Annotated in this window: 1 pseudogene; it reads left to right on the top strand. The window is 55.7% G+C overall.

What is annotated here, in order from left to right:
• A pseudogene (locus IEX86_RS24855) lies at positions 1-583 on the top strand (DDE-type integrase/transposase/recombinase); the annotation flags it as partial.

Genomic DNA, 583 nt, shown 5'->3' on the forward strand with positions numbered 1-583 from the left:
AGCGGAGTTACAGCGATCGCAGGATTCGATCGCGACGCTGAGTAAGCGCTACAACTTAAATCCCTAGGCGGGCCCCCAAAAACAGTGATCAAATGGCGTAAGCGTGACTCGGTTGAAGATCAGCCCATGGGACCTCGGGAGCCGCATTCGACCTCCCTGACTCTGGCTGAAGAGGCTGTTGCCATCGCGTTCCGGCAGAAGACGTTGCTGCCTCTGGACGATTGCCTGCATGCCTTGCAGCGCTTTATACCGGGGCTTTCACGCTCCAGCCTGCATCGGCTCTACCAGCGACACGGCATCAGCAACCTCCCGCGCTCAGCTGAGCCGGTACGTGAGAAGAAAGCCTTCAAACGCTATCCGCTGGGCTATCTGCATATCGATATCACCGAGGTGCATACCGCCGAGGGCCGAGCCTATCTCTTTGTGGCGATTGATCGCACGTCGAAGTTTGTCTATGCCGAGTTGCATGAGCAGATGAGGCGCAAAGATGCGGTCGACTTTTTGGAGGCCACACTTAAAACGTTACCTTATAAGGTGCATACGGTGCTGACTGACAACGGCATTCAGTTTGCCAAGAAGACGG

The sequence above is a fragment of the Pseudomonas asuensis genome (genome assembly GCF_014646755.1).
Taxonomy (GTDB): domain Bacteria; phylum Pseudomonadota; class Gammaproteobacteria; order Pseudomonadales; family Pseudomonadaceae; genus Chryseomonas; species Chryseomonas asuensis.